Source organism: Nevskia sp. (genome assembly GCF_021732705.1).
Taxonomy (GTDB): Bacteria; Pseudomonadota; Gammaproteobacteria; order Nevskiales; family Nevskiaceae; genus Nevskia.
Window position 1 is genome coordinate 271,854 of the sequence record NZ_JAKFUM010000011.1, and the last position, 23,913, is coordinate 295,766.

The window sequence follows — 23,913 nt, forward strand, 5'->3', positions numbered from 1 at the left end:
GCGATGACGGCACGGGCAGCAGCGAAAAAGACGGCAGGTCGCGAGCGCGAAGGGCGCTGGAAGCGCACGGCCAGCAAGCACACGAATATCCGGCTGCCGCTCGATCTGCGGCAGCGGTTGGAGGGCGCAGCCGAGCGTGAGAACCGAACGTTGTCGAGCATGGGAGGGGAATGCATTCGGCGCGCCCTCGATGCGATGGAGGGGGTGCATGCGCACGGAGCGGGTCAATCGTCCGCCGGCAGCGCCGCAACTTAAGTAGAGAAAAAGGTGCACCGATCAGGGCGGCAACCCTGACCGGTGCGAGGGATTACTGGCTTGGTCACCCGTTCGTCCCCGGTGAAAAATTAACAGTTTTCAGCTGTCCGGGGTAGTTCGCCGGTTTTCCCTCTCGATCTCAAGTGAATCGAGGGGCTGCTTTCATGCACAGCACCATTCGCACGGCGATTTACCTGACCGTGCACCAGTTTCCAGCCCGCCGCGGGCTGAACCCGATCGAGACCGCCGCGCAGGCGATCGGCCGGGCACCGGGCACCGTCTACAACAAGGCGGCCACCGATAGCGAGCACGGCTTCACGATCGCCGAGATCGTGATGCTGATGACGGCCAGCAGCGACTACCGCGTGCTGCATGCGCTGGCCAACTCGGTGGATCACTGCGTGGTTCGCCTGGGCGATTACCGCCGCACCTCCGACCTCGAGCTGCTGGACCTGCTGCTGATGCAGGTGCGGGCCGAAGGCGATCGCAGCGATCGCATCCGCCGCGCGCTCGAGGACGGCCGAATCAGCGGTGCGGAGATCTCCGACATCCGCGACGGCGTGCACGCCCACATCACGGCGGAGCTCGAACTGCTGGCACGCCTGGAAGGCCTCGCCGATGCCGCGCGCTAAGGCCTTGCCGCTGCCCGTGATCACCGACAACGCGCCGAACGGCCTGAACGCCGCGGCCGTTGCCCGCCTGCTGGTGCTGACCGCCGGGCCGCGTCTGGCCCGGCTGGCCACGCCGCCCTCCCCCGCTGTGCCTGCGAGTGCCAAGCCATGCCCACCGTGACCTATCGGGATCTGCCCGAGACCCCTGCGTTCCGCTTTCTGCTGGAGCCGGGCAAGCCCGCGCCGTTTGTCCTGGGCTGGACCTTGACCGCGTTCGTGGACCGCGATGAACGCGATCAGAAAAGTCTGCGCTTCGAGCTGCAGATGAACGGCGTCGTGATCCGCATGCACGGCCTGCAGGCGGGCTTCCGCGGCCAGGTCTTCGCCATCGGCTGGGCCCTGACCCACAACGCCACGACCTTCGACGACGCCGGCAGCCCTGTGCTGATCGACGTCGAGCTGCACTGACCCTGCTGTTCCGCTGATCCACAAGGTGACCGAGCCATGCAAACCATCCTGCGGCGGTATCTCACGCCGGCTGAAGAGAAACAGTTTTTCGATGCCATCAAGGCGCGCAGTGGCTTCGCAGCCGCGCGGGACTATCACGTGCTGCGCCTGATCCGCCTGTGCGGCGGCCGCGTGGGCGCGATCTGCAAGCTGACCGTGGGCGATGCCCGCAACGCGCTGGCCGAGCAGTCCCTGCAGTTCCGCAGCGCGATCGCCAAGGGCGGCCGCGGCTACGAGGTGCCGCTGACCAAGGCCATCACCGAGGAGCTGCGCGCCCTGCTGAAGCTGCGCAAGGATGAAGGCCTGTCGATGGATCTGGCCGAGCCGCTAGTGATCAGCCGCACGCGCGGCGTGGGCGGCACCGGGCTCACGCCGCGCGCGCTGCAGATGCGCTGCCGGCATTGGAGTCAGGCTGCGGGTCTATCCGTGGAGGTCTCCCCGCACTGGCTGCGCCATACGTTGGGGCAGCGCCTGGTGGAGCGCAGCACCGGCAAGGAACCGGTGCTGCACGCCGCCGCCGTGCTGGGCCACCGCGATCTGCGCAGCACGATGATCTACACCCGCCCCACCCGCGAAGCCGTGGCCAGCAGCCTGCGCGAGGCGGCACTGTGAAGCGCGCGCTGAAGAACGTAGTGCTGACGGACCGCGTTGCAGAGGAAGCCGGGCTGGTGCGCCTTGTCGCCACGATCAAGCCCAGCAGCCCGTACTACAGCCAGGCGGACTTCGCGCCGGGCTCGCTCACCGTTCAGTTGGCGTTCCCGGTCTCGACGCAAGACGACATGTTTGGCTGGGTCTTTATCGGCGGCCCCGGTGGCAGGTACCGCCGCGAAGATCTGCACCTGTTCGCCGTGGTCGGCACCAACAAGCTGGTGGCCCTGTCATGACCGCCGCTGCGCAGACCCATGACAACCGCCATGCCGCCCTGCACGGCGAGCTCGACGTGACATTCACGGTGACCATGCCGGCGTCCGAGAAGGACAAGTTCCTGACCTTCTGGTCGGACTGGAAGACCGGCGACAAGTTTGATCGCCGCCTGCAGCTGCGCAACGCCGACATCGAGCAGGGCCGAAAGAGCCTGGCGCATTTGATGAATCTGGTGATGCACGTGAACTTCACCTGCGGCCAGAGCTATGTCGTGGCCGGGGTGCTGGCCGGCATGTACAACGGCGACCGCGTGAAGCCCAACCTGTTCGATCTCAAGGGGCTGGATAGCGATCTGATCGAGCACCTGATCCATGTGCTGCGCCTGCATCACGAGAACGTGATGGAGATCCACCGCTACCTGCCGAATGGCAGCGCGGTGTTCGAGAAGATGATTTCGGCCTACCGCCTCGAGCGGAAGCGGAGGGCCCGATGAATGGACTCGCCGCAGGACAAGGTGCTGATGATCTGCATCAGCCGGCTGCCGCCCGAGCTCAAGCGCCGGGTGTGGACCTTCATCAAGACCGAGCGGCCCGCGACGGCAGCGATGCTGAACGGTGCGGATCCGGACTGCCCCTTCGCTCAGATGATGGCGACGTTCGGGGAGTGCTCGATCTGGCTGCCGGTACCGGACACGGGGCTGACATCAGCCGAGGTCGGTTCGCTGAGCATTTCGATGGTGTCGTGGCGTGGCGGGGGGATTACTACGCCTACACCGACGCACTCGATGGCGGCCGATTCGTCCAGCGACTCGGCACCGAAGGTGAGCTCAGCGCGGATCAAGCGCTGATGGCCGTCATCGATGCCGACATCGCCTATCGCCGGAGCAAATCATGACCCAGCACTTTGCCCCCGGGGCCGAAGCGATCCTGGTCAACTCGCGCTGCCTGAGCCCGCACGGCCGAGCCTTCATCGGCGAGAACGTGCTGGTGAAGTACCCGATCCCCGATGACCATGTACCGGCGAAATTCCGGATCCACCCGTCTGGCTCCACCGCCGGCTTCTACTTCGTGACGCTGGCCGATGGCATCCCGACCGTGGTCTGTGGCCACTGCCTGCAGCACCGCCCGGCGAATTACTTCACCTGGGATGGCATCGAGGCCATGACCGGCTGGCACCCGCCGGCGTCGATGCCGATCGCCAACAACAGCACGGCCGGCAATGCGCCTGCAGGCGGTGAGTCATGAGCCTGCTGGTGCATCTGTTCCTGCTGCTGATCGTGATCGGGATCGTCTGCGGCCTTGTCGGCTGGTGGGCGGACAGCGTGGCGATGAAAGCCAATCTCACGGGCGATCCGGCGCGTGATGCCGAGACGCTGAAGTTGCTGCTGCAGCGGGAGGGTGATGAGTCATGAGCGCCCAAATGCCGGTTCGCCATCTCGACACCCTGCGCCCGATCGCGGCACTCGCCGCCAACCGGCCGCACGGCGATCGCCTGCGGTATCTCGCCGGCTGCCGCTGCGAGTGGTGCAAGAAGGCCAATTCGCTATACGAGAACGCGCGGCGGCAAGCCCGGGCCCGCGGCGAGCACAACGGCATTGTCGATGCCACCGAGGCCCGCGAGCACCTGCTGTACCTGCGCAAGCGCCACGTCGGCCGGCGTGCGGTGCACGCGGTATCGGGCGTGTCTGAAACCGTGCAGCAAGAGGTCGCCAGCGGCCGCAAGCCGAAGATCCGCGCCGAGACCGCGCGCAAGATCCTGCGCATCACCGTCCAACAGTGCAGCGACCACGCGCTGGTGTCGGCGAAGACCACGTGGAAGCTGCTGAACGAGCTCCTCGAGGAGGGCTTCACCGAAGCGCAGCTGGCGAAGGCGCTGGGCTACCAGCAGCCATATCTGCAGATCAAGCGTACGAAAGTGCTGGCGATCACCGAGCTCAGGGTGCAGCGGCTGCACGCGAGGCTGATGGCATGAGCGCGCATCGCTGCCATTGGCCTGGTTGTTCAAGCGCAGTGCCGCCGGCGTTGTGGGGATGCCGCAGCCATTGGTTCAGGCTGCCAAAGCACCTGCGGGATCTGGTGACGGCGACGTATCGACGCGGCCAGGAGATCACCAAGGATCCGTCGCTGGAGTATGTCGCTGCAGCGAACGCCGTTCAGGAATGGATCCGATCGAACTGCGCCGATGAAATCGGAGTGCCGATGATTCACACCCTGAGCATCCTGCAGCCGTGGGCGTGGCTGATCGTGCATGGCTACAAGGACATCGAGAACCGTGACTGGGCAACCAGCTTCCGCGGACGATTTCTGATTCATGCCGGCAAGCGATTCGGTCGCGAGCAACGCGAGGATGTCGCTCAGGTGATTCAGCGCTTTCCTGCCATCAAGCTGCCGGAGCAGTTCGCGCTGGGCGGCATCGTTGGCGATGCCGAGTTGCTGGACTGCACCGATCAGCATTCGAGCCCTTGGTTCGTCGGCAGCTTCGGCTTCGTGCTCGCCAATGCCAGGCCGTTGCCGTTCCGCGCCTACACCGGGCAGCTGGGCTTTTTTCGAACGCCGGATGTGAAGTCATGAGCGCGCCGACAGCCAAGGCCCGCAAGCCGCCCGCGCCCGTGAAGATGTGGGCGGTGATCGTCGTCAACTCGCGCTGTGACTGGATTCATTACACGTCGATCGCCCGCACACGGCGCGCTGCCTGGGAATCGTTCCTCGCCCTGTGGGACTTCGAAGGTCAGCAGCGACGCCGCGAAGATTTGAAGGCTGGCCACTATCGCCTGGCGCGCGTGAAAGTCATCGAGGATCTGAAATGACCCTGCCCGCCAAGCCGCCGGTGGCGGCAGAGACCAAGCCGTGGCGCTCCGCGCCGATCGCCGATCAGATCGAGGCGCTGAAGCGCGCGCAGGAAGGCCAGCGCCGGTATCACAAGAAGATCATGGCGGTGGGCTCGAACGCGAACCCGACGTTCTATCGCTTGGAGGACTGGCGGCTGTCTTCCGCGCTGCGCACGCTGGAACGGCTGCAGGCCGAAGGTGCGACCGAATGAGCGCCGGCCGCAGCCCGTTCGAGGTGCTGGAGGAGCTGTGCAGCGCGAAGGTTATCGTGCAAGGCCGGCGCGTGAAGATCCAGCAGGCGATGTTGTGGATGGGCGTGGGCTCGATCCGCGTGGGGCGCCGGGTGTTCGAGTGCCCCGGCCCGAGCTCGCGCCTGACCATCGCCGTGCTGCCGGCAGACCCGGCCACGGTGCCGGCTTCAACGATCTGATGCCGCGCCAGGCCGACCTGTTTCCGGCGAAAACCGCGCACCCGCGGCTGCCCGGAGAGGGTTACGCCGGCACCCCCGGCACCGGCCCGCAGGGGCAGACCTGCAAGACCTGCGATCACCTGACCTGCCACGAACACCACACCGGCGGACGCGCGCGGCGTTGGTACAAGTGCAGCCTGGTGAAGCGGCGCTTCAGCGCCGTGACGGACATTCGGCTGGATGCACCCGCCTGCCACCAGTGGGCACCTTCAACAGACCAACAACCATAAGCGGACATGCAGCCATCGGACTCAGAGGGATTCAAGGAAGCACTATGGCGCAACGCGGCGGAGATCAAGGAACGGGTGGATCTGCACGATCTGGCCGAGAAGCTTGGGCTGGAGCGGCCGGTGCGCAGCGGCAACTACAAGAGCCCGCACCACAAGGACAAGAGCCCGAGCCTGTCGATCTTCGACGGCGGCACCGGCTGGAAGGACTGGAGCAGCGACGCCGGCGGCGATGCCTTCAGCCTGGTGATGTATGTGAACGGCTGCGACTTCCCCGAGGCCAGCCGCTGGCTGCATGACTACTGCGACATCCCCTGGCCAACAGCCAAGGAAGCCCCGCGGCGAGAGCGCAGCGCGGCCGAGTTCATCGCCACCAGTTGCCTTGCGGATCCTGAGCCGGCGGTGGCCTATCTGCGCGATGAGCGGAAGATCCCGGAAGCGACGATCCGCGAAGCGATCAAGGCGCGCACACTGGGCTATTCGAGCTGGACCAGCGACAAGACGCCGGCCGGCGAGATCGGACATCAGGGCCCGGCGGTGGCTTTCATCGCGTATGACCCCACCACGGGCCTGGCGGAGGGCGTGGACAAGCGCTTCATCGATCCCGCCCTGAACGGCGGGCTGAAGACCTGGAGCAAGGGCGAAAAGCTAGGCCTGCCGTGGCTGGCCAGCCGTCGATCGCTGAAGGCCGCGCGCACGGTCTACGTGGTGGAGTCTGCGATCAATGCGCTGTCGATCGAGGCCTGCGAGATCAAGGGTGCCTGCGCGATGGCCGTGCGCGGCCTGCAGGGCGCGGCGGCGATCGACTGGACGCAGTGCCACGGCAAGCACGTGGTGATCGTGTTCGATGCCGACGAACCGAACGCCAGGGACCGCCGGCCCGGGCCGGAAGCGGCCTGGGCGCTGTATGACCAGCTGACGGCGCTGAACATTGGCTGCGCGATCGTGGACCAGACCGACTGGGCCCGCCGCAAGCTGAACGACTGCAACGACGTGCTGAAGGCCGAAGGGGTCGACGGCCTGCGCACGCGGCTGCGGCGCCTGGAGGATTCCGCGATCGCCGGCGTACCGGCGAAGGTGCAGCCCGGGCCGAAGCGGCTGTGGCTGCCGGGCTATGACTTCGCGGTGTACGGCCGCTTCAAGGCGCAAGCCGACTTCACGCAGTACATCAGCGATCTCGGCGACGACCCGGAGGAAGATTCCGGCAGCGATGACGACGATGAAGCTGGCGGCGAACGCCGCGGCGTGAAGCTGGCGCCGCTGGCCGGCTTCCGGATTGCGGCGATCTCGCGCGTGACCATCCAGAGCCCGAAAGCGACGGTCAGCGGCGTGAAGGATTCCGCACCGACGACGCAGTTCGCGGCCACGGTGCAGGTGCCACGCCACGGGCCGCGGCTGCTGCGCCGGGTGTTCCGCGATGAAGATCTGCATCGACTGGCGCGCTGGGAGGACTTCGGGCCGATCTACGACCCGAAGCAGTTCAAGCGCCTGGTCACCTTGTTCGAGCGCGCCGTGCACTTCGGCGAACGCCGCGCGGCCAACTTCGTGGGCCTGTGCTGGCTGGACGGCAAGCTGCGCGTGAACGAGGGCACGGACTGCTATTTCGAGCGGCCCGACAAGCAGTGCATCTATCACGATGCCGTGTTCCATCGCGGCACGCAGAGCGACGCCCGGGCGGTGATCGATGCCTACCAGACCACGTTCAAGCAGAACGCGGCCGCGATCCCGCTGGTGTGGGTCTGCGGCGCCGTGGCGCTGAAGTGCATCCTGGGCTTCTGGCCGCACTTCGAGATGCAGGCCAAGAAGGCATCCGGCAAGTCGACGCTGATCGAGCGCCTGAGCGGCACCACGGGCTTCCAGATGTTCAGCTCGGAACAGCTCAAGACCTCGTACCGCATCATCAGCTCGGTGGGGCATTCCTCGATCCCGGTGGGCTGGGAAGAAGTCAGCAAGGCCGGCAAGGTGAGCCTGGCGATGGCGATCACCATGCTGCAGGAGAGTTACCAGTTCACGCCGCACACGCGCGGATCCGAGAACCTGCGGTATCTCAATGCCGCACCGGTGCTGCTGGCAGGTGAAGACGTGCCGGCCAAGGACATCACCGGCAAGTTGGTGCGCACCAAGCTGACCAGCGAAAAGCAGGGCCCGGTGATGCCGAAGAAGCTGCCGCTGTGGCCGATGCGCAACTGGCTGGACTGGGTGGCGGAGCTCGACCCGGAAACGGTGGTGAAGCGTCACGAGCGGCTGCTGGAGTACTGCTATCGCAACAGCCGCAGCACCAAGGGCGATCTCGGTGCCAAGCGCATGGCCACGAACTACAGCGCGCTGCTGCTGGCGTGGAAGCTGATGACCGAGTTCGCCGGCATCGAGGAGAACGCGGGCGACTTTCCGCGCGACTGCATCGCGGAAATGAACGCCCACATGACCGAGACCGAGCACGATCGCGAGCCGTTCGTGTGGATCCTGGAGAAGCTGGCCAGCGAGATCGCCAGCGATCGCTTCGTTTATCCGTTCGCGTGGCGCGAGGTGAAGCCAGGGCCGGATCAGGAGCCGGAGGTGTGCCTGGTGGTCAAGGCGCAGTACGTGATGGATCACCTGTCGACGTCCAACAACCTGCGCGACTTCTACGACACGCTGCCGATCAAGACCGCGCGCGTGTTCAAGCAGCAGCTGGTCGACGCGGAGCTGGTGGTTGATCCCGATTTCCGCACCGTCATCAACGGCCGCGACCAGTACCACTGCATCGCGATCGGCGTGAAGCGGTGCTCAGCCAAGGGCATCGACCTGCCGGTCAAGGTGATCAAGGACGGCAGTGAGACCGAGATCGGCCGCGCACTGGCTGCCGAGATGCGCGCTGCGGATGAAGCGCCCGTCTGACATCGATCCCCTGCTGCACTGCCCCGCCCCGCGGGGCTTTTTTTTGCCCGGAACCTGCACGGTCCCCCGCAAACCTGCACGGTCCACTTGCCTTGATCCCCTCGCTTGCGGGGGAAAAAGCCGTTTACCGCGCGTGTGAGGCAGGCATTCCGTTTCAACTTGCACGGTGCCCCCTGCCTTTTGGCCTAAGCCTTTGATTGTCTAAGCAACTGCACCGTGCAACTTCCAACGATTACCGTGCAACTTTCCCGCTGTACCGTTCACCTTTTCACCTTCCGCTGCACATGAAGTCTTTCGAGCTTTCATATCTATCTCTCTCTTTTTATTGAAAAAGAAGAAGAAGAATGGAGAAAGCGGGCATGTGCAACTTTCGTCGGTCCCGAAAAAAGGACCGTGCAACTTCTCAGTGCGGAAATCGCAAACCTGCACAGTCCCGATCCTCGACAGATCAATGACTTACGCCGCTTTCCGGGCAGAAAGCGGGACCGTGCAGGTTGATCGCATGCCTGCCACGCGATCGGCAGCAGCGACGGCGGCGACATCGAGCTGCAGCCTGGCGATGGGGCGCGATCGAGGACGCGCCGGCGGCAGGCGCGCGCGCTGCCCGGCCAGCCCATGCAAATCGTAGAGCCGGGGCTGCGCACACTCTCAGAAGCTATGCAGGCGGACGTTTGCGCGGGGTCTCTAAGAAGGCCTTGGAGCGGCCTATCTCAAGCGGTGTGCTGAACTTCGCGTTCTGGAAGATTGCGAAGTTGACCGACGATGACGACACGGCCGATCAAGGGCTTGCGGATGCCATCGTGCGAGATAAGCGAAGTTCATTCGCCAGTGTCGCGATCGTCGGTCATCGTGCAGCGGCCGGACCATAGTCCCGGCAGGGGTGGGGGCTCGGCAGGATAGCCCCGCCCTATCAGGTGGGTAGGTGGGTACCAGAACATCCGCAATATCCAGAAGCGCTTTTTTGGCGCGCGCGACCGGTGACCGAGCCATGCGCAAAACTGCTTTGATCTATGCCCGCGTTTCGACGGCCAAACAGGCTGCCGAGGAGCTGCCTGTCACCAGTCAGATCGAGCAGTGTCGCGCGAAGGCGGCGGCACTTGGCGCCGATGTGCTGCAGGTGTTCGCCGATCGCGGCATCAGCGGCACGGATGAAGACCGGCCAGGCTTCCAGGATGCCATTGCGTACGCCGAGGCGGAGCGGATCGATTACTTCGTGACCTGGTCCACCAGCCGCTTCAGCCGCGACTCGGTGCACGCGGCGGTCTACAAGCGGCGACTCGAAAAAGCGGGCGTGGAGCTGGCGTACTGCACCGTCGACATCGATCGCGACACCACCGCAGGCTTCATCCTCGACAACGTGCTGTCGATGATCGATGAGGTCTACTCGCGCCAGGTGTCGATCGACACGCTGCGCTCGCTGATGAACAACGCGCGCGCCGGCCACTGGAACGGCGGACGGATGCCGTACGGCTACAAGGCGGTGGAATCGCCACGCGATGCTCGCCGGCGGACGTTGGTGCCAGCACCGGAGGAGGCTTGGCTGGTGCAGTGCATTTTTCGCTGGCGCTGTGAGGGCTCAGGGCCGCTGCAGATCGCCGCGGCGCTGAACGATCAGGGGCATTCGCACCGCGGGGCGCGGTGGAACAGCACGGCGGTCTCGAACATCCTCGCCAGTCCGGCCGTGCTGGGGGTGATCGTGTTCAACCGTCGCCCGTCACGTCGGAATCCGGGGCGCGCTCGGCTATCGCAAGGTCAGATCGAGGTGCAGAGCTTCGAACCGATCATCACGCGCGAACAGTGGGATCAGGCGCAGGAGATCAAGCGGCGATCGGCGCGGCGCAAGAGCGGATCGCCAATGTCGACGCACCTGCTGACCGGTCTGCTGACCTGCGGCCACTGCGGCGCGCGCATGCACGTCGAAACCGCGATGAACCGCCATGGCACGCGCTACGCCTACTACAACTGCCACGCCTGGCTGTCGGCCCGTGCGTGCGGCGATCGCCGGCGCCGCGCGGATGCGCTCGACGGCTGGCTGCTGGAAGCGATCACAACGCGGGTGTTCACGCGCGAGGTGATGCTGGAAGTCGCGCAAGAACTGAACGGCGCCTGCGGCAAGTGGGCCAGCGAGCGCAAACAGCAGATGGCCGGGCTCGATCGCGAACTGGCGGATGCCACCAAGCGAAAGCGGAAGCTGATGGAAGTGCTCGAGCTGCACGGCATCGATGCGCCAAACCTGGGCGACATCGGTCCACGCATGGCAGAGCTTCGCGAACGCGAATCGCAGCTGCGGGAGGAGATCGAGCGGTTACGAGCTCAGGCGCTTCCGAGGTTCGATCTGAACGATGCAGATCTGGAGGCGTTGCGGGAGTCGCTGATGGAGATTGTCAGCGACCAGTCCGACATCAAGCGCAGCCGAGCGATGCTGCAGCAGGTGCTCGAAAGTGTGGTGCTACACTCCGAGACAGCTGAGATCAACTACAAAACTGCCCTACTCTCTGAACCGACGACACAAGTGGTCGGGGTTCATAGCACGAAAAGTTGGCTCCTTGACCAGGACTCGAACCTGGGACCCAGTGATTAACAGTCACTTGCTCTACCGACTGAGCTATCAAGGAACATTGCGGTCGCGCATTTTACCCAACTCGTTCCGCAAAGCAACACCCTTTTCGACATCCCGGCGATGTTCTTGATCCGCGTCCAGACCCCACCCCGACCCCACCCCGACCTCGCCCGACATCGGCCCGGCAGCACGCGATTCGCGCTGCGGGGCTCAAGGCACGGCGGTGGCGTCGATCAGCTGCGGGCGTAGGCGTCGATGCGCTTCAGGCACTCGGTCAGCACGCGGTCGCTGGTCGCGAAGCTCAGGCGCATGTGACCCGGCGTGCCGAACGCCGATCCCGGCACCAGCGCCACCAGCGATTCCTTCAGCAGCACGTCGGCCAGCGCCAGATCGTCGGCCAGACCCTTGGCCTTGACCAGGCCGGAGACGTCCGGGAACGCGTAGAACGTGCCATCGCTCGGCTGGCAGCGAATGCCCGGAATCTCGTTCAGTCCGGCGACGAGGAAATCGTGACGGCGCTTGAACGCGACGGTCATGTCGGTGACGCAGCGCTGGTCGCCGTTCAATGCGGCTTCGGCGGCAACCTGCGCGATCGACGTCGGATTCGACGTACTCTGGCTCTGGATATCGGCCATCGGCGTGATCAGCCACTTCGGGCCGCACGACCAGCCGAGCCGCCAGCCGGTCATCGAATAGGTCTTCGACACGGCGTGGATGACGACCGTACGGTCATACAGTTCCGGGCAGACGTTGACGATGTTCGCGAACGGCTCGTCACTCCACAGGATCTTTTCGTACATGTCATCGCTGGCGATGATGATGCGCGGGTGCTTCAGCAGCACCTCCGCCAGCGCCGCAAGCTCGGCGCGCGTGTACGCGACACCCGAAGGGTTCGACGGCGAGTTCAGGAAGATCAGGCGGGTCTTCGGCGTGATCGCCGCTTCAAGCTGCGGGGCGGTGATCTTGTAGCGGGTCGAGGCATCGGTCGGCAGGATCACCGGCGTGCCGTCGGCCAGCAGCACCATGTCCGGGTAGCTGACCCAGAACGGCGCCGGGATGATCACTTCATCGCCATCGTTCAGCAGCGCCTGGCACAGGTTGTAGCAGGCCTGCTTGCCGCCGACCGAGGCCAGCACCTGATTCGGTGCGTAGTCGAGGCCGTTGTCGCGCTGGTGCTTGGCGATGATCGCCTTCTTCAGCGACGGCGTGCCGCCAACCGGCGTGTACTTGGTGAAGCCGTCGGCAATCGCCTTGACGGCGGCAGCCTTGACGTGGTCCGGCGTGTCGAAGTCCGGTTCGCCGGCACTCAGGGAGAGCACATCGAGCCCCTGCGCCTTCAGTTCACCGGCCTTGGCGGTGACGGCGAGAGTCGGAGAGGGCTTGATACGGCCCACGCGGGCGGCGAGCGTCTGGTCCACGAGATGTCCTGAAGTTGGGTCGGCAAAAGCGGCGCGTGCAAGGCACCAAAAAAGCGCGCGAAGGATACTGGAAGTCGAGGCCCCAGCCCATCGCCGTGCGTCGCTCGCCGGCCGCCCGCAGGCGGCCTCAGCCCCCGGACCCCGGGAAAAAGTTCAGGGAAGCTCGGTCACCGTCAGCTTGACCAGCTTGCGCACGCCGCGGGCGTTGCGCTTGTCGGTCGGCACGATCAGCCGCCACGGACCATCCTCGCTCGGCAGCGGCGCATCGTCCTGACGATTGCTGACGATCACCAGCTTGTCGCCGATGCTGGGATCGAGTTCGCCGAACGCGTAGGCCACGCGGTAGCCATCGGCGCCTTCGGCGACGATCACCCGGCGCAGCGACGCACCGCGCATGCCGTCGATCTCGTCGACACCGGCCGCTTTCAGCAGCTCGCGCAGGTCCACGCCTTCGAACAGATGACCCGCGTCGCGCAGCATCACCACACGCGACACGCGCGGCATCGACGCCAGCTTCTCGGGCGTGATCCGGACGCTGGCGCGATTCGGCAGGAACACCGTGATGCCGCTAGCCTCGGTCGCCACGGGCAGGCTTTCGGCCGCCGGCGCCGGGCTGGTCACGATCAGCAGCAGCAAGGCCAGCATCGGTGCCAGCAGCGGCAGAGTACGGCTCATTCGCGCGTCCGTTATCGAATCGGTTGACGGGTGACGGCACCGCCGCATCACGGCGGTCCACCGCATCGAGACACGGCCGGAACGGGCCGGGTTCGATGCGATCACCAGCGCCGGGCCGCCGCCGAACCGGGCATCAGTCTCGCGTCCGGCACCGGCCTGAGCAAGGTGTCAGCAATATTGCAACACCCGACCCTGGGGCTGACAAGCCACCGCGTTGTCCCATAGCGGCGGCCGTCAGGCGACGCCGGTGGCCGCTTCCATCACCGTCAGCGCCGTCATGTTGACGATGCGCCGCACCGTCGCCGATGGCGTCAGGATGTGCACCGGCCGGGCGCAGCCGAGCAGCACCGGGCCGATCGCCACGTTGTTGCCGGCCGCCGTCTTCAGCAGGTTGTAGGCGATGTTGGCCGAGTCGAGATTCGGGCAGACCAGCAGGTTCGCCTCGCCGGTCAGGGTCGATTCCGGCAGCACCGTGCGGCGCAGCGCGGCGTCGAGCGCGCAGTCGGCGTGCATTTCGCCGTCCACGATCAGATCCGGCGCCTGCTCGCGCAGCAGGCGCAGCGTCTCGCGCATCTTCAGCGCACTCGGTGAATCGCTGGACCCGAAGTTCGAATGCGACAGCAAAGCCGCCTTCGGCACGATACCGAAGCGGCGGATGGCGTCGGCCGCCATCCGCGTGATTTCCGCCAGCTGCTCGGCGCTCGGGTCGACATTGACGTGGGTATCGACGATGAACACCTGGCGCGTGGGCAGGATCACGCCATTCATTTCGGCGTAGCAATTGGCACCCGGCTTCTTGCCGATCACCCGGTCGATGTACTGCAGGTGGCGCCAGGTCGTGGTGAACGTGCCGCAGATCATGCCGTCGGCCTCGCCCATGCGCAGCAGCATCGCGGCGATCAGCGTCGTGCGGCGGCGCATCTCGATCCGCGCGTACTGCGGCGTCACGCCGCGCCGCGCCATGATCGCGTGGTACTCGCTCCAGTACGCGTGGTAGCGATCGTCGTGCTCGGGGTTGACGATGTCGAACTGCTCGCCCGGGGTCAGGCGCAGCCCGAACTTGGCGATGCTCTGCTCGATCACCTTCGGCCGCCCGACGAGGATCGGCTTCGCCAGCTTCTCGTCGACGACGATCTGCACGGCGCGCAGGATGCGCTCGTCCTCGCCCTCGGCGTAGATGATGCGGCTCTTCTCCATCGGCACGCGGCGCGCCGCGGCGAACACCGGCTTCATCATCGTGCCGCTGTGGTAGACGAACTGCTGCAGGCTCTGGCGATAGGCGTCGAAGTCGGCGATCGGCCGCGTCGCCACGCCGGACTCCATCGCCGCCTTGGCCACGGCCGGCGCAATGTGCACGATCAGGCGCGGGTCGAACGGCTTCGGAATCAGGTATTCCGGGCCGAAGGCCAGGTCCTCGATGCCGTAGGCATTGGCCACGACATCGCTCTGTTCCAGCCGCGCCAGTTCCGCCACCGCTTTCACCGCCGCGATTTCCATCTCGCGCGTGATCGTCGTCGCGCCGGCATCGAGCGCGCCGCGGAAGATGAACGGGAAGCACAGCACGTTGTTGACCTGATTCGGATAATCCGTGCGGCCGGTGGCGACGATGGCGTCGTCGCGCACGGCGCGAACTTCGTTCGGCAGGATTTCCGGCGTCGGGTTGGCCAGCGCCAGGATCAGCGGCCGTGCGGCCATCACTTTCACCATCTCCGGCTTGAGCACACCACCGGCGGACAGGCCGAGGAAAACATCGGCGTCCGGAATCACGTCGGCCAGCGTCCGGGCGGAGGTTTCCTGCGCATAGCGCGCCTTGTCGTCGTCCATCAGTTCGGTGCGGCCGCGGTACACGACGCCGGCCAGATCGGTCAGCCAGATGTTCTCGATCCGGACGCCGAGTTCGACCAGCATGCCGACACAGGCCAGTGCCGCCGCACCGGCGCCGCTGACGACGAGCTTCACCGCGTCGATCGACTTGCCGACGACGGTCAGGCCGTTGGTGACCGCCGCGCCGACGACGATCGCCGTGCCGTGCTGGTCGTCGTGGAACACCGGAATCTTCATCCGCTCGCGCAGGCGACGCTCGATGTAGAAGCAGTCCGGCGCCTTGATGTCTTCGAGGTTGATGCCGCCGAAAGTCGGTTCGAGCGCGGCGATCAGCTCGATCAGCTTGTCCGGATCGCGCTGGTCGACTTCGAGATCGAACACGTCGATGCCGGCGAACTTCTTGAACAGCACCGCCTTGCCTTCCATCACCGGCTTGGCGGCCAGCGGGCCGATCGCGCCGAGGCCCAGCACCGCCGTGCCGTTGGTGATCACCGCCACCAGATTGCCGCGCGCGGTGTAGCGGAAGGCGTTGGCCGGGTCCTTGACGATTTCCTCGCAGGCCGCCGCGACGCCGGGCGAGTACGCGAGCGCCAGATCGTTCTGGTTGACCATCTGCTTGGTCGGCACGATCGCGAGCTTTCCCGGCGTTGGAAACTCGTGGTACTCGAGCGCGGCCTTGCGCTGGGCTTCGATCGGATTCATGGGCGGCGGTCTCGATGGCATCGGGAAATCGGGTCGCGCATTCTAGGGCCTGCGTGGCGCGGCGCTCGGCCCGCAAACAATCGGGGTCAGATACACATTATTCGGCGGGCTGCTGCCGAGGCGTTTCGCCCGCTTCCGGCTTCAGGCCGTACGGCTCGACCAGCTTCCAGACGTGCGCCGGGATCATCGACTTCATCCGCCGCGGCTGTTCGCGACGCAGATGAACGATGGTCTCGACCGCCTTCATGTCGACGCGGGCGCGGGCGAACTCCAGCCCGCGCGGGCCGACTCTCGGCATCAGCCAGCCCACGATCGGCTTCAGCCAATCCGGCATCCGACGCAGCGGCAGACCGCCGGCGGCGCGCTCGGTGTTGGCGAGGAAACCCTTGACCGGTCCGGCCCGCTTGCCGGCACTGCCGGGTTCGGACGTGCGGACCTCGTCGCCGAGCAGCGCCAGCAGTTCGGCTCCGCGTTCATTGCGCACCAGCAGCCACTGCTCGCCCTGCCCGCCCATGTAGCCGACGGTGATGTCGGCGAGCACGTTGGTGTAGTCGACGCAGGTGCGACAGGTCAGCGGAAAGAAGTCGCGCGGCAGCTTCGAGATCGGCAGCTGCAGGAACGGGATGGTCTTGATCCGGCCATCGGTGAAGCGCAGTTCGACGTGATAGTCGGCCCGGAATTCGAGGTAGCTGATCGTTTCCGGCCGTTCCGACAGCAGATCGAGGAAGGTGTGGAAGTTCTCGGTCGTGGTGTTGTCCGAGCACGGCGTGCCGATGACGTACAGCCGCTCGAAGCCGAGTTCCGCTTCCAGCGCCCGCAGCGCATAGACCTGACACGGGATGCCGATCACCGCGAGGCGCTTGTAGCCGCGCGCGCGGGCCGGTTCGAGCAGCGCCAGCAGCGGCGCGTAGCCCATGCGCATGCCGCGGCACTGCGCCAGATCCTCTGCCCGGGTGACGAGCACCGGCACCGGGCGCCACGGATCGGCCGCGTCAGGCGCCATCGTCAGCACGGCATCGACGGCACCGGTTTCGAGCAGCCGTTCGGCGATCCGCGTGGTGATGCCGGTCCACTGCGCGCCGGGGCGCGGCGTGGTCAGTGCGGCGCGCAGCAGTTGCCGATGCGGGCCGAAGTGGATTTCGTCCGGCCGCGCCGGATCACGGGCGCGGCCATGGACCTGCGCTTCGAGCTTCGGATAGTCCGGCTTGATGAACTGACAGGCGCTGCCGCAGCGGCCGGGCTGGCTGGAGCGCGAAATGCCGCAGTCCGTGCACAGGTCGCGCGCGGCGGCCGCGGCAACCGGCAATACGTCGAGCGCTTGCCGCGATGTGATCGGGCCAGTCGAATGGAGGGTCATCGGGGTCTGCGGGCTCCACTCGGTGGCAGGTCAGGACGGCTAAGGGTGCCCGAGATCCTCGATCCGGATGTCGCCGCGCGCGAGCAGACGCTGGCGAAACCAGCGGGTCGCGGCTTCGGCATCGGCCCGCGGGCCCTTGATGCCGAATTCGATGTGCCGCTCGCGCTCCGGGCTGCCGCGGAACGGCAGGCTGGCGAGCTTGATCGGCGGGTAGGCGCTGAGCGTGGCTTCCATCAGGTCGATCAGGTCGCCCTCGCCGCCGGACCCGTAGGCCCGGAACGTGAATTCGACCGGCGGCTCGGCGTTGTGCAACGCGCCGAGGCGTTCGTCGAGCACCCATTCGAGCATCGGCCATGCCATTTCCGGGAAACCCGGCACGAAGTAGCAGGTGCCGATGTAGAAACCGGCGATGTTGTTGATCGGATTCGGAATCAGTCCGGCACCGAGCGGAAAGTCCGCCATCAGCACGCGGTTCGGGTAGGCCTTGTCACCGTACTGACGCTCGATGATCGCCAGTGCCTCCGGATGACGCGCGATCGGCACATCGAAGGCGCGTGCCGCGGCCTGCCGGGTGCGATCGTCCGGGGTGCCGCCGATCCCACCACACGACAGCAGCACATCGCCGCGACCGCGTGCCGCACGGATCACGGCGGCAATCTGTTCCTCGTCGTCGCCGGCGAAGTGGGCCCACTCGAGCGCGATGCCACGCGCGCCGAGCAATTCGATCACCTTCGGGAGATGCTTATCCGCGCGCTTTCCGGACAGCAACTCGTCACCCACGATCAACAGACCGATCGACATGGCAATGGATCCTTTCTCCGCAGTTCGATTCGTCGCGCGACCGGATCAAGCCGGCCGCTGCGTGCCACAAGCGCCATAGTTTTACCGATTGATGACGCTGACGCGACCCCAGTCCGCCGTCCCGCCCCCGACGCGGGCGGAGCCAACGAAAAGGGCAGCTTGCGCTGCCCTTTTCTACCGCTGGATCAAGCGCTTACTCGGAAGCCCAGCCGAACTTCTCGACCGCGTTGAAGATGTCGGTCTCGGTCACGATGCCGATGATCTTGTCGCCCTGGGCCACGGTCAGGCGGCTGTAGCGGGCATCCGCGATCATTTCCGCCGCTTCGCGGATCGAGGTCTCGGCCGGCACCGACACCACCGGGCGGGTGGCGATGGCATCGACCTTCGTCGTCGACGGCGACTTGTTGTTGCGGACGATCTTCGAAACGATGTCGCGGCGGGTCAGGATGCCCCAGATGCCGCGGGCATCCGGCTCGACCACGATCGAGCTGATGTTGTTCTCGGTCATCAGGTGCATCGCGTTCTCGACCGTCTCGTCGCCGTTCACCGTGATCAGCGAGCGGGTCATCAGATCGCCGACCGACTGCGGCACGCGGCCGGATTCGGTCATCTCTTCCATCGGCTGCAGCAGGCGACGGATTTCGCGCTGCTTGCGCTCCTTGACCAGCTGCGCCTGCTGCGCGCGGCGCTTGGCTTCCAGATCGATGCCGCCCTGGATGCGCTCGATCAGCGCGTCGGCGAACGCCGAGGTGCTGACTTCGGTGGCGCCGTCGATCTGGCGCGCGAAGTCATAGGTCACGATGCCGTCGCTGACCACTTCCGGATAGACCAGCGTGATCAGGTCGGCGGCTTCGGTCCAGCCCATGTATTCCAGCATCATCACGCCGGAGAACAGCAGCGAGCCCGGGTTGACCTTGTTCAGGTTGGCGTACTTCGGCGCGGTGCCGTGCGTCGCCTCGAACACGGCGACGTGGTCGGCGATGTTGGCGCCCGGAGCGATGCCCATGCCTCCGACTTCGGCCGCGATGGCGTCCGACAGGTAGTCGCCGTTCAGGTTGGTGGTGGCGATGACATCGAACTCGTCCGGCCGCAGCAGCATCATCTGGAACATGATGTCGGCGATGCGATCCTTGATCACGATCTTGCCTTCCGGCTGCTTGCCCTTGAACTCGCCGTAGAGCTGTTCTTCGGTGATCGTGACGCTGCCGAATTCCTCGCGGGCGACTTCATAGCCCCAGTTGCGGAACGCGCCTTCGGTGAACTTCTGGATGTTGCCCTTGTGCACCAGGGTGACCGACTCGCGACCGTTGTCGACGGCGTACTGGATCGCCTTGCGCACCAGACGCTTGGAGCCGAATTCCGAGACCGGCTTGATGCCGATGCCGGCGCCTTCGAAGAACTTGGCCTTCATCTCGTTGCGCAGGAAATCCGCAACCTTCTTGTTCTCCGGCGTGCCGGTCTTGTATTCGATGCCGGCGTAGACGTCTTCGGTGTTCTCGCGGAACAGCACGATGTCGACCTTGTCCGGATGCTTCAGCGGGCTCGGCACGCCGGCGTAGTGGCGCACCGGACGGACGCAGGCGTACAGGTCGAGGTCCTGGCGCAGCGCGACGTTCAGGCTGCGGAAGCCGCCGCCGACCGGCGTGGTCAGCGGGCCCTTGATCGACACGACGAGGTCCTGCAGCACCTTCAGCGTCTCGTCCGGGCAGTAGTTGCCGTCATAGAGCCCGGCCGCCTTCTCGCCGAGAAAGGTTTCGCACCAGTGGATCTTGCGCTGGCCGCCGTAGGCCTTCTCGATCGCCGCATCCCAGATGCGGAGGCAGGCGCGCGTGATGTCGGGGCCGATGCCGTCGCCTTCGACGTAGCCGATGATCGGCTGGTGCGGCACCACGATCTTGCCGTTCTGGATCGTGATCTTCTCGCCGGTGGCGGGAATCTTGATGTGGCGGTACTGCGCTGCAGTGGGGGTAGTCATGGCCTCGCGCTCCTGACGCGATGATCGAATTTCGAGCAACTGTTCGTTTGGCTTTTCGTGTTTCGGGGAGCCGAAGCGCTTTCCGGCTCCGGATAGCCGATTCTAGCATTCGACAGCCGCCGCTCCGGGCGCAAAGACCCGGCCCCGGCCGCCCCCCGACATTCGAGGAAACCGATGCAAAACGCCGCTGCCGCACGTGTTCTGGTGGTTGTCGCCGATGGCTCCGAAAGCCTCGAGGCGGTGACCGTGATCAATGTCCTGCGCCGTGGCGGGCTCGAGGTGCAGGTCGCCGGCATCGGCCCGGACCGGGTGATTGCCGGCACGCGCGGCATCCGCTTCGTGGCCGACGTTCGTCATGCCGATGTCGCCGACCATCCCTGGGACCTGCTCGTGCTGCCGGGCGGCGAGTCGGGCGCGCGGGCGCTGGCCGCGCATGCGCCTTTGATCGACCAGCTGCGGGCGCGCCTCGCCGCGAACCAGCCGGTGGCGGCGATCTGCGCGGCGCCGGCGCTGGTGCTCGCGGCGCACGGGCTGCTCGCCGGTCGCCGGGCAACCGGCTATCCGGCCTTCCGCGCGCAAGTGCCGGACTGGCAGAACCAGGCGGCGGTCAGCGACGGTGCGCTGATCACGAGCCAGGGGCCGGGCACCGCGATCGCGTTCGCCCTGGCGCTGCTCGAGCGGATGGCGGGACGGGAAACGCGCAATGCGGTCGCCGGCGCGCTGCTGGTCGACGCGCTCTAGGGGCTCGCTCCGTATTGGCCAGTGGGGCTCAGCACCGGCGCCCAGACGACCGCACCAACGAAAACGCCCGCGCGAGGCGGGCGTTTTCGATCACGCAATGCGTGATCAGGCCGGAACGACGGCTTCCTTCAGCATTTTCTGCAGTTCGCCGGACTGGTACAAGTCGAGCGTGATGTCGCAGCCGCCGACCAGTTCGCCCTTCACGTACAGCTGCGGGAACGTCGGCCAGTTCGCGAACTTCGGCAGCGCGCGGTAGACCTCTTCGTCCTCGTAGATATTGACGTAGGCGTATTCGGCGCCGCAGGCGTTCAGCGCCTTGACCACGCGCGACGAGAAGCCGCATTGCGGGAAGTCCGGCGTGCCCTTCATGTAGACGATGATCGGGTTCTGAGTGACCTGCTGCTTGATGCGTTCGAGTGCGTCCATGGTTCATCCCGTTGAGGTGCTGCGGATGGGTCATTTTACCACCCTGCCGGATCGGCTACATTCTGCCGGCGCGCGGTGGCCTCGACGGCGATGCTAAAATCGCGCCAGCCGCCGGGCCAGTCGAACGCGCCCGTGCCGAGTTTCGATGCATCGATGGATTATTCGTTCATCCCTTCTTCACCGCCTTCAAGAGAATCACCATGACCTTTGCCCTGCCGGAACTGCCGTACGCCCGCGAAGCGCTCGAACCGCACATGTCGCGCGAGACCTTCGAGTATCACTACGGCAAGCATCACAAGGCCTATGTCGACATGGCCAACAAGCTGATCGTCGGCACCGAATTCGAGAACGCGTCGATCGAGGACGTGATCAAGAAGTCGTCCGGCAAGCTGTTCAACAACGTGGCCCAGATCTGGAACCACACGTTCTTCTGGCACTGCCTGACCCCGAACCAGACCGCGCCGGGCAAGAAACTGACCGATGCGCTGGTCAAGACCTTCGGCGGCGTCGAGGACTTCAAGAAGCAGTTCACCGAAGCCGCGATCGGCACCTTCGGCTCGGGCTGGGCCTGGCTGGTCAAGAAGGGCGACGGCACGCTGGCCATCGTCTCGACCACCGGCGCCGGCAACCCGATGACCAATGGCGACACGCCGCTGCTGACCTGCGACGTCTGGGAACACGCCTACTACGTCGACTACCGCAATGCCCGTCCGACCTACCTCGAGCATTTCTGGTCGATCGTGAACTGGGAATTCGTCGAGAAGAACCTGAACTGAGGTCGTACGCGCCGCGGGCCGGGTCTCCGGTTCGCGGCGCGGAAACAGTCGCGGCATGGACGTCTGACTGCAAGTTCATTATGGTGTCGAGAGTCGCTTCGGCGACTCTTTTCGTTTCAGCGGCAAATAATTGTTTCAATTGGATTTTCAAGCATTCACAGGCAGTTCCCGCCGCCCGCCGTGACCCGGGCGGCGCGCCACCGGATACCGAGATGACCCGTCACCTGCTCAAGCTCAGCGACTTCAGCCCCGACGAACTGCGCGCCATCGTGCGCCGCGCGATCGAGATGAAGACTGCGGGCCCGAACCGGACCGGCGTGCTCGCCGGCAAGACGCTGGCGATGATCTTCACCAAGAACTCGACCCGGACCCGCGTCAGCTTCGAGGCCGGCATGGCCAAGTTCGGCGGCCACGCGCTGTTCCTGCACTCCAACGCGACCCAGCTCGGCCGTGACGAGCCGCTGGAAGACACGGCGAAAGTGCTGTCGCGCATGTGCGACGCGATCATGATCCGCAACGACTCGCAGGCCGATCAGGAAGCGCTGGCGCAGGCCTCGCGCGTGCCGGTGATCAACGGCCTGTCCGACCTGCACCACCCCTGCCAGCTGCTGGCCGACATGCAGACCTGGTTCGAGCACCGCGGCGATCCGTCGGGCAAGGTCGCCGCCTGGATCGGCGACGGCAACAACGTCTGCCATTCGTGGATCGAGGCAGCCCCGCTGTTCGGCTTCAAGCTGCGCATCGCCAGCCCGAAAGGCTTCGAGCCGCAGGCCGACATCGTCAAGGCCGCGGGCGATTCGATCGAGATCCTGCGCGGTGCGACGTTCGCCGCCAACGGCGCCGACCTGCTGGTCACCGACACGTGGACCAGCATGGGTCAGGAAGCCGAGTACAACCGCCGGGTGCTGGCGTTCGCCGACTACCAGATCGACGGCCCGCTGATGGCGCGCGCCAAGGCGGACGCGATCTTCATGCACTGCCTGCCGGCACACCGCGGTCAGGAAGTGTCGGCCGAGGTCATCGACGGCCCGCAGTCCGTGGTCTGGGACGAAGCCGAGAACCGGATGTGGGCGCAGATGGCGCTGCTGGAATTCCTGCTGTCGGCGTGAGGCGTGAGGCGTGAGGCGTGAGGCGTGAGGCGTGAGGCGATGATTGCAGGAAGACTACCGGTGTACGTCAACGACCTCGATGCCGTGGTCGCCCAGGCGATTGCCGAAGATGTCGGTGCCTGCGACTGGACCGCGCAGCTGGTCCCGGCCGATCGTCAGGCGGCTGCGCGCGTGATCTCGCGCGAGGCGGCGGTGATCTGCGGGCAGGCCTGGGTCGATGCCGTGTTCGCGCAGATCGACCGGGCCGTGCGCGTCGACTGGCAGGTCGCCGACGGCGAGCGCGTGGCGCCGGATCAGGAGCTGTATCGCCTGCATGGGCCGGCGCGTGCGCTGCTGACCGGCGAGCGCACCGCGCTGAACTTCCTGCAGACCCTGTCCGGCACCGCCACCGCGGTGCGGACCTACGTCGATGCCGTGGCCGGCACCGGTACCGCGATCGTCGACACCCGCAAGACCCTGCCCGGCCTGCGCAACGGCCAGAAGTACGCGGTGCTGTGCGGTGGGGGCGCCAATCACCGCATCGGCCTGTACGACGGCATCCTGATCAAGGAAAACCACATTGCGGCGGCCGGCGGCATCGTCCACGCGATTGCCGCCGCACGCGCGCTGAACGCCGGCGTGCAGTTGATGACGGAAGCGGAAAACCTCGACGAGGCCCGTGCCGCGCTGGCCGCGGATGTCGACCTGCTGCTGGTCGACGAATTCAGCGATGCCGACATCCGCGAAGCCGTGCGCCTGACCCGCGCGCACCGTGCCGCCGGCGGCAAGACGCTGATCGAATACTCCGGTGGCGCGACCCTTGCGACGATCCGGCAGCTGGCCGAAACCGGCGTCGACCGGATCTCGATCGGCGCCATCACCAAGCATCTGCGGGCCATCGACCTGTCGATGCGCTTCATCGGAGCCTGATGC

Annotated in this window: 29 protein-coding genes and 1 tRNA gene; 22 read left to right on the forward strand and 8 right to left on the reverse strand. The window is 65.9% G+C overall.

The features are described 5' to 3' along the window. The first annotated feature begins 3 nt into the window (after positions 1-3). From QZ951_RS15145 to QZ951_RS20420, 18 genes are all read left to right on the forward strand, one after another. On the forward strand, positions 4-255 hold the full coding sequence (locus tag QZ951_RS15145) for a hypothetical protein (protein ID WP_293002019.1): 252 nt from the start codon (positions 4-6) through the stop codon (positions 253-255). A 164-nt stretch (positions 256-419) separates the two neighbouring features. After that, the gene (locus QZ951_RS15150) at positions 420-887 is read left to right on the forward strand and encodes a phage regulatory CII family protein (RefSeq protein ID WP_293002022.1); all 468 of its coding nucleotides are present in this window, start codon (positions 420-422) and stop codon (positions 885-887) included. Next, positions 874-1,047: a hypothetical protein gene (locus QZ951_RS15155; RefSeq protein WP_293002024.1), complete on the forward strand. Its 174-nt coding sequence runs from the start codon at positions 874-876 to the stop codon at positions 1,045-1,047. The genes QZ951_RS15150 and QZ951_RS15155 overlap by 14 nt, the downstream gene beginning before the upstream one ends. Further along, positions 1,035-1,334, forward strand: coding sequence for a hypothetical protein (locus tag QZ951_RS15160; RefSeq protein ID WP_293002026.1), 300 nt, complete (start codon positions 1,035-1,037; stop codon positions 1,332-1,334). The genes QZ951_RS15155 and QZ951_RS15160 overlap by 13 nt, the downstream gene beginning before the upstream one ends. Before the next feature lie 36 nt (positions 1,335-1,370). Continuing rightward, positions 1,371-1,985 (forward strand): tyrosine-type recombinase/integrase, encoded by a 615-nt coding sequence (locus tag QZ951_RS15165; RefSeq protein ID WP_293002028.1) that lies wholly within the window; start codon positions 1,371-1,373, stop codon positions 1,983-1,985. Beyond that, positions 1,982-2,257 (forward strand): hypothetical protein, encoded by a 276-nt coding sequence (locus tag QZ951_RS15170; protein WP_293002030.1) that lies wholly within the window; start codon positions 1,982-1,984, stop codon positions 2,255-2,257. The genes QZ951_RS15165 and QZ951_RS15170 overlap by 4 nt, the downstream gene beginning before the upstream one ends. Further along, a complete protein-coding gene (locus QZ951_RS15175) occupies positions 2,254-2,730 on the forward strand; it encodes a hypothetical protein (protein ID WP_293002032.1) in 477 nt (158 codons plus the stop codon). The genes QZ951_RS15170 and QZ951_RS15175 overlap by 4 nt, the downstream gene beginning before the upstream one ends. Beyond that, positions 2,731-3,084: a hypothetical protein gene (locus QZ951_RS15180; RefSeq protein WP_293002034.1), complete on the forward strand. Its 354-nt coding sequence runs from the start codon at positions 2,731-2,733 to the stop codon at positions 3,082-3,084. 43 nt (positions 3,085-3,127) lie between these two features. Then, positions 3,128-3,481, forward strand: a complete 354-nt coding sequence (locus tag QZ951_RS15185; protein ID WP_293002036.1) for a hypothetical protein — start codon at positions 3,128-3,130, stop codon at positions 3,479-3,481. Beyond that, positions 3,478-3,648 (forward strand): hypothetical protein, encoded by a 171-nt coding sequence (locus QZ951_RS15190; RefSeq protein WP_293002038.1) that lies wholly within the window; start codon positions 3,478-3,480, stop codon positions 3,646-3,648. Before QZ951_RS15185 ends, QZ951_RS15190 begins: the two co-directional genes overlap by 4 nt. Next, positions 3,645-4,208 (forward strand): hypothetical protein, encoded by a 564-nt coding sequence (locus QZ951_RS15195; protein ID WP_293002040.1) that lies wholly within the window; start codon positions 3,645-3,647, stop codon positions 4,206-4,208. Before QZ951_RS15190 ends, QZ951_RS15195 begins: the two co-directional genes overlap by 4 nt. Further along, a complete protein-coding gene (locus tag QZ951_RS15200) occupies positions 4,205-4,807 on the forward strand; it encodes an ASCH domain-containing protein (protein ID WP_293002042.1) in 603 nt (200 codons plus the stop codon). Before QZ951_RS15195 ends, QZ951_RS15200 begins: the two co-directional genes overlap by 4 nt. Continuing rightward, on the forward strand, positions 4,804-5,043 hold the full coding sequence (locus tag QZ951_RS15205; protein ID WP_293002045.1) for a hypothetical protein: 240 nt from the start codon (positions 4,804-4,806) through the stop codon (positions 5,041-5,043). Before QZ951_RS15200 ends, QZ951_RS15205 begins: the two co-directional genes overlap by 4 nt. Beyond that, positions 5,040-5,276: a hypothetical protein gene (locus QZ951_RS15210; protein ID WP_293002047.1), complete on the forward strand. Its 237-nt coding sequence runs from the start codon at positions 5,040-5,042 to the stop codon at positions 5,274-5,276. The genes QZ951_RS15205 and QZ951_RS15210 overlap by 4 nt, the downstream gene beginning before the upstream one ends. Beyond that, positions 5,273-5,494 carry a hypothetical protein gene (locus QZ951_RS15215; RefSeq protein WP_293002049.1) on the forward strand — a complete coding sequence of 74 codons (222 nt, stop codon included), beginning with the start codon at positions 5,273-5,275 and terminating at the stop codon, positions 5,492-5,494. The genes QZ951_RS15210 and QZ951_RS15215 overlap by 4 nt, the downstream gene beginning before the upstream one ends. Beyond that, complete coding sequence (locus QZ951_RS15220) at positions 5,494-5,763, forward strand: hypothetical protein (RefSeq protein WP_293002051.1); 270 nt, start codon at positions 5,494-5,496, stop codon at positions 5,761-5,763. The genes QZ951_RS15215 and QZ951_RS15220 overlap by 1 nt, the downstream gene beginning before the upstream one ends. A 6-nt stretch (positions 5,764-5,769) precedes the next feature. Further along, positions 5,770-8,637 (forward strand): toprim domain-containing protein, encoded by a 2,868-nt coding sequence (locus QZ951_RS15225; protein WP_293002053.1) that lies wholly within the window; start codon positions 5,770-5,772, stop codon positions 8,635-8,637. Between the two features lie 988 nt (positions 8,638-9,625). Next, positions 9,626-11,218, forward strand: a complete 1,593-nt coding sequence (locus tag QZ951_RS20420) for a recombinase family protein (protein ID WP_366943943.1) — start codon at positions 9,626-9,628, stop codon at positions 11,216-11,218. Here QZ951_RS20420 and QZ951_RS15240 read toward each other — a convergent pair. The 7 genes from QZ951_RS15240 to icd all read right to left on the reverse strand — a co-directional run bounded on the left by QZ951_RS15240 (position 11,177) and on the right by icd (position 19,949). Further along, positions 11,177-11,252 (reverse strand) — tRNA-Asn (locus QZ951_RS15240). The two genes, QZ951_RS20420 and QZ951_RS15240, sit on opposite strands and share 42 nt — an antisense overlap. A 178-nt stretch (positions 11,253-11,430) precedes the next feature. Beyond that, complete coding sequence (locus QZ951_RS15245) at positions 11,431-12,615, reverse strand: pyridoxal phosphate-dependent aminotransferase (protein ID WP_293002059.1); 1,185 nt, start codon at positions 12,613-12,615, stop codon at positions 11,431-11,433. Between the two features lie 153 nt (positions 12,616-12,768). After that, positions 12,769-13,290: a molybdopterin-dependent oxidoreductase gene (locus QZ951_RS15250; RefSeq protein WP_293002062.1), complete on the reverse strand. Its 522-nt coding sequence runs from the start codon at positions 13,288-13,290 to the stop codon at positions 12,769-12,771. 234 nt (positions 13,291-13,524) lie between these two features. After that, positions 13,525-15,816, reverse strand: a complete 2,292-nt coding sequence (locus QZ951_RS15255; protein ID WP_293002063.1) for an NADP-dependent malic enzyme — start codon at positions 15,814-15,816, stop codon at positions 13,525-13,527. Between the two features lie 97 nt (positions 15,817-15,913). Further along, positions 15,914-17,173: a Coenzyme F420 hydrogenase/dehydrogenase, beta subunit C-terminal domain gene (locus QZ951_RS15260; protein ID WP_293002064.1), complete on the reverse strand. Its 1,260-nt coding sequence runs from the start codon at positions 17,171-17,173 to the stop codon at positions 15,914-15,916. A 39-nt stretch (positions 17,174-17,212) separates the two neighbouring features. Continuing rightward, positions 17,213-17,974 carry a molybdopterin-binding protein gene (locus QZ951_RS15265; protein WP_293002066.1) on the reverse strand — a complete coding sequence of 254 codons (762 nt, stop codon included), beginning with the start codon at positions 17,972-17,974 and terminating at the stop codon, positions 17,213-17,215. Positions 17,975-18,167: 193 nt separating this feature from the next. Beyond that, positions 18,168-19,949 carry an isocitrate dehydrogenase (NADP(+)) gene (gene icd / locus QZ951_RS15275; RefSeq protein WP_366943930.1) on the reverse strand — a complete coding sequence of 594 codons (1,782 nt, stop codon included), beginning with the start codon at positions 19,947-19,949 and terminating at the stop codon, positions 18,168-18,170. Between the two features lie 174 nt (positions 19,950-20,123). On the opposite strand from icd, the gene QZ951_RS15280 reads away from it, so the two are divergent. Continuing rightward, a complete protein-coding gene (locus tag QZ951_RS15280) occupies positions 20,124-20,690 on the forward strand; it encodes a DJ-1 family glyoxalase III (RefSeq protein ID WP_293002068.1) in 567 nt (188 codons plus the stop codon). Between the two features lie 105 nt (positions 20,691-20,795). Here QZ951_RS15280 and grxD read toward each other — a convergent pair whose 3' ends face one another. After that, the gene (gene grxD / locus QZ951_RS15285) at positions 20,796-21,116 is read right to left on the reverse strand and encodes a Grx4 family monothiol glutaredoxin (RefSeq protein WP_293002070.1); all 321 of its coding nucleotides are present in this window, start codon (positions 21,114-21,116) and stop codon (positions 20,796-20,798) included. 200 nt (positions 21,117-21,316) lie between these two features. On the opposite strand from grxD, the gene QZ951_RS15290 reads away from it, so the two are divergent. The 3 genes from QZ951_RS15290 to nadC all read left to right on the forward strand — a co-directional run bounded on the left by QZ951_RS15290 (position 21,317) and on the right by nadC (position 23,910). Then, entirely contained in the window at positions 21,317-21,892 is a 576-nt protein-coding gene (locus QZ951_RS15290; RefSeq protein WP_293002072.1) for a Fe-Mn family superoxide dismutase, read from the forward strand. A 212-nt stretch (positions 21,893-22,104) separates the two neighbouring features. Continuing rightward, on the forward strand, positions 22,105-23,001 hold the full coding sequence (gene argF, locus QZ951_RS15295; protein WP_293002074.1) for an ornithine carbamoyltransferase: 897 nt from the start codon (positions 22,105-22,107) through the stop codon (positions 22,999-23,001). A gap of 39 nt (positions 23,002-23,040) precedes the next feature. Beyond that, positions 23,041-23,910 carry a carboxylating nicotinate-nucleotide diphosphorylase gene (nadC, locus tag QZ951_RS15300; protein ID WP_366943932.1) on the forward strand — a complete coding sequence of 290 codons (870 nt, stop codon included), beginning with the start codon at positions 23,041-23,043 and terminating at the stop codon, positions 23,908-23,910. Positions 23,911-23,913 lie beyond the last annotated feature (3 nt).